Genomic DNA, 4,618 nt, shown 5'->3' with positions numbered 1-4,618 from the left:
GGCATAGTTTTGCCTCAAGGTAGTCATTATCGTGAGTCAATCAACCGAATTATTTTGCAATTACAGGAAGACGGAGAACTCACCAACCTAGAGCAAAAGTGGTTTCCTTGTGACATACTCCCACACTGACCTTACAGGTTCAGTGTGGGCTTCTTACCAACACCAGCTATCGCTATCGGGCTTTGCCCGACGCTACGCGAACGGTTGCTCGGTAAGCTTTACTACTGGCGGGATGCCCCACCGCCAAATTCAATACATTAATCGCCGCATTTACATCTCGATCCACTGTGAATCCACAGTGAGGACAAGAATGGATACGGTCTTGTAATTTTTTGGCAACTTTTTTGCCACAGTTAGAGCAGTTTTGGCTAGTATTTCGGGGATTCACAGCTTTTGTTACCAGTCCAGCATTTAAGGCCGTAGGCCACGCTACGCGAACGGCTTTGACTGACAAGATTGAAAGGAATTGTCCCCACCCAGCATCTAATATAGATTTAGCTAATCTAGTCTTAGCTAAACCTTTAATGTTTAATTTTTCATGGGCAACTAAATCGTGATTATCTAGTAATTCTTTTGCGGTTTTAAAATGAAAATCTTTTCTGGTGTCCGCAACCTTCTTGTGAGCCTTTCCTAGTCTAGTGACGGCCTTCTGTCTATTGTTACTTCCCTTCTTAGATCTGCTGACAGCTTTCTGTCTTTTTTTTAGTCGTTTCTGAGCCTTTCGGTAATACTGAGGGATTGGCACCTCTGAACCATCCGACTTAATTAAAAAAGACTTGAGTCCCATGTCTATTCCAATAGGGTTTTTAACGCTATCTACTGGGATAACATCCGGCACAGTATTATCTTGAATTGACAGTGTGACGTAATAGCCATCAGCTTTTCTAGTTATAGTCGCTGTCTTTATTTTGAACCCTTCTGGAATGGGTCTATGGTAAATCATTTTAACTTTTCCAAATTTTGGGAGAGTTAAAATATTTCCATTTATTGGGTTCTTGGATAGAGAGGGAAAAGTAAACGACTTATATCTATTTTTCCTGACGGGGGGACATAGCGGTTATAACCCTTGTGTAGCAAGGGATACAGCAGAGTAATCAAAAAAAAGATAGGTCAAATATAGTAACCCTGACCTATCTACCAAAAATGATAGCGTGCGCCATACCAGAAAATTCTACAAAATCAGCTGTATCACAGCAGGTATTTGTTGGTGACCTTAGTCGTTGCGAGCCTACAACTACTCAGACAGGTCAAACTAGAAGTGTTAGCTCAAGCGCTACCGTTACCTATTTTGTTTGAGAGTCGTCGCAAGAAATTACGTCGGTTTTTGCGACTAAGAGAGTTTAACATAGTTTCAATATGGTTTCCCTGTGTAAGTGCTCTTCTAGAAGAGATGTTTAAACCGAACGATAGAATATATTTGGCAATAGACCGCACTAGCTGGGGGGTGATTAATATCTTGATGGTTAGCGTCATCTATGATCATCGAGCCTGGCCGATTTACTGGGAGTTCTTGGAGAAAAAAGGCAGCAGTAATTTTGATGAGCAAATATCTGTTTTGGGGAAAAGTCTTGGGTTACTCTCCAACTATAGGGTGGTGGTGTTAGGGGACCGGGAATTTTGTTCACCCAAACTGGGCAACTGGCTGAGCTTGGAGGGTGCATACTTTTGTTTGAGACAGAAATCTAACACGCTTGTTTGTCACGATACTGAGATGGAACAAAAGTTGAAAGACTATGGGCTTAAGCCAGGAGTAAAGCTGTTTATTAAGGACTGCCAGGTTACCAAACAAAAAGGATTTGGGAGGTTTAATATAGCCGGGAAGTGGAAGGGAAAGTACCAGGGATTTAAAACGAAAGAGCCCTGGTATATTTTAACTAACTTTGATGAGTTAGATACGGCTATTGTCGCCTACCAAAGACGATTTTCAATTGAGGAAGCGATGCAGCGCGGTCTTGGGGGTTTCCCCCACTCGCTATTGCATCAAGACAATGTGCGCGAGATTTTAAGTCGGGAGGCTATAGTATTGAAGGGTCTAAACTCACAAGTGAGCATCTCTCAAAATTGATGATTGTTGTGGCGATTGCCTATACCAGTGCGATGCTTCAAGGGCGAGACATTAAGCAGATGGGAATTCAAAAATATGTGGTCAGGCCTGAAACCCAATCAAGTGGACAAAGGCGACATAGCGGTGCGACCCAAGGGCGATTTACTCGCCCATTGGAAAGCGCACCGTCCGCTTTTTATGTTGGCCAACATCAGCATTTGTGGCTTCGCTTAAGGGGATTGTGCGAAAAAATAGTGGACGAAATGCATGCAAATTAACCGTCGTTGGCTCAACTATTACAAGAAAGGTGAGCGGGCTATAGAGTTAGCACTGTCTACGTTATAAGCTTTATGTCCCCCTGTCAGCTATTTTTCCCTTTAAATCGAGGTCTTCCGCTCTTTTTACCATTACTGTCACCTTTAAGGAACCGTTTAAAGGCAAGGTCAACTCTCTTCACACAGTCTTGCAAAACCTGGGATTGAACAACCCCGTACCAGGGTCTATCCTTCTTTAGTTGAGGGAGAGTTTTCTTTTGGGAAAAATAATCAGGGTTATTCCTTAAATCTGGCAAATGACAGACAAGAGGGCAAGAGTTAATGGAGCAACGATTCTGTTCATACCAGTTAAATCTATCAGCAAGTAAATAGTTATACTGATGTCGGAGCATGTCCAGCCATTTTTCTATTTGATACTCTTGATTTTTATTTAACCTTAGTCGGTATTGATACGCTGCTCTCATTGTTGCAATACTATGCTTTTCGACCTACTATTACTATAGTATATAGCTAGTCAAATGGCAACTCATAATGAAATCTATAAAAATGACGATACGATTAACCGAATATGAAAAAAGAAAACTAGAACAAGAAGCAGAGAGAAGGGGAATTAATCAGTCAGAAGTTCTTAGAAATTTAATAGCTCGCTTCCCCGTTCGCGTAGCGTCGGCTTTGCCGAATCCTAAAGACTCTGTGTAAAATTCATCCCACACCTATGCTACGCATTAGGATGTGGGATGAATTTTACCGGACAGCTAACCAGTAAGATTAGGTATGCTTAATCACGTACAATAGGGTCGATTCCATGCATAGTAATTGGTAATTGGCCATTGGTAATTGGTAATTGGTAACGTGACACAAGAGATACAGCTTCAAATTGAAACAATTGATCAAAAATCCCTGCACCTAAGCACAGTCAAGGCTTTGGGACGAGCACATGCAACCACTCTTGGTCATTTTCCTGAAGGAGCTTTTGATCAACACGCACTCGATCGTCAAATACTTGTGGCTCTTACTCCTGAAAAAAAGTGTACCGGTTATTTGTTATACCGGAAGGTGCGTAGACATAATATCATCGTTCTTGTTCATCTATGCATCGAGCCATCATGGCGTGGTAACGGTATTGCTAGAAAGCTAGTTAATTATCTAAGTCAGAACACTCAGGACTTTTACGGCATTAAACTCAAATGCCGTCGTGATTATGGATTAGAGAAAATGTGGTCTCACTTAGACTTTGTTCCTTTGGCTGAAAAACCCGGAAGGAGCAAGGATGGAAAACTACTTACTGTTTGGTGGCGCGATCACGACCATCCCACCCTATTTTCTACGGTTGCTACCCAAAAACTTGAGTCTAAATTATGTGCAGTCATTGATACCAGCGTGTTTTTTGACTTGCAAGGAGATGAAGCTAGGTCAAAGACAGAATCCGACTCTCTACTAGCTGATTGGTTACAACCTGACTTGGAGTTATGTATAACTAATGAAATATTTAAGGTTATCAATACTATTGATGATACTAAACAAAGGAATGGTAAACGCCAGTTAGCCGATACCTTTACTCAACTCCCTTACAATCAGAAAGACTTTCAAACAGCTTCTCGCGCTCTCACCCAGGTTTTGTTATCAACTCAGGGAACTATCAATAAATCTGAACTGCGTCAGTTAGCTATAGCCATAGCTTCAGATGCACCATTTTTTTTGACTCGTAATTCACAAATACTAGCGATCGCAGATGCTATCAATGAGGAATTGAACTTATCAATCCTTAGTCCTACTAGTTTAATTGTTAAGCTAGATTATCTTCACGAATATATTAACTATCAGCCTGTACGCTTAGCAGGCACAAGTATAACTAGACAACGTGTTCATAAATTTGATCAGGTACGTTTATTGAGTGAAACGTTTTTGGTAGATGCTCAGGGAGAAAAGCTTAATAAGTTAAAAAAAAAGCTGGAAACTATTATTGCGAGTCCAGATAAATTTAAGTGTTATTTTATTTTAAATTCAGAAAATAAACCCCTAGCTTTAATTGCTTATCATACCTATAAAAATCATGAGTTAAACGTGCCCATTTTTCGGGTTAGATCAGGTCTTCTTGAAGAAACTATGGCGCGGCACTTAATTTTTTGGTTTATATCCCTGTCAGTAAGTGAAAATCTGCCATTTACAAGAATTACTGAACCTTATTTGGCTCAAACTATTCTTAGCGCTATTCAAGATGATGCATTTTTTAAAGTTAAGGATGGCTATTTAAATGCCAATCTTGCCGTTGCGGTTACGGCGACAGAATTATCCGACA

General features: G+C 40.7%; 3 protein-coding genes and 2 pseudogenes. 3 read left to right on the top strand and 2 right to left on the bottom strand.

What is annotated here, in order from left to right:
• Positions 1-172 precede the first annotated feature (172 nt).
• A pseudogene (locus F6K52_RS32685) lies at positions 173-1,036 on the bottom strand (transposase); the annotation flags it as partial.
• A 171-nt stretch (positions 1,037-1,207) separates the two neighbouring features.
• On the opposite strand from F6K52_RS32685, the gene F6K52_RS32680 reads away from it, so the two are divergent.
• The gene (locus tag F6K52_RS32680) at positions 1,208-2,065 is read left to right on the top strand and encodes an IS4 family transposase (protein WP_293088696.1); all 858 of its coding nucleotides are present in this window, start codon (positions 1,208-1,210) and stop codon (positions 2,063-2,065) included.
• 346 nt (positions 2,066-2,411) lie between these two features.
• Here F6K52_RS32680 and F6K52_RS32675 read toward each other — a convergent pair.
• A pseudogene (locus tag F6K52_RS32675) lies at positions 2,412-2,783 on the bottom strand (helix-turn-helix domain-containing protein); the annotation flags it as partial.
• A gap of 82 nt (positions 2,784-2,865) precedes the next feature.
• Here F6K52_RS32675 and F6K52_RS32670 point away from each other — a divergent pair.
• A complete protein-coding gene (locus F6K52_RS32670; RefSeq protein WP_293088694.1) occupies positions 2,866-3,018 on the top strand; it encodes a ribbon-helix-helix protein, CopG family in 153 nt (50 codons plus the stop codon).
• A 153-nt stretch (positions 3,019-3,171) separates the two neighbouring features.
• Positions 3,172-4,618: GNAT family N-acetyltransferase (locus tag F6K52_RS32665; protein ID WP_293088692.1), on the top strand; the 1,447-nt coding region annotated here is incomplete at its 3' end.

The organism is Moorena sp. SIO3H5 (genome assembly GCF_010692395.1).
Taxonomy (GTDB): domain Bacteria; phylum Cyanobacteriota; class Cyanobacteriia; order Cyanobacteriales; family Coleofasciculaceae; genus Moorena.
Note: the sequence above shows the minus strand (reverse complement) of the source record. Positions and strands in the feature narration are given on the sequence as shown.

Coding starts and splice junctions, on each gene's coding strand:
- F6K52_RS32670 (WP_293088694.1), top strand. CDS start 2,866: ATGACGATACGATTAACCGAATATGAAAAAAGAAAACTAGAACAAGAA.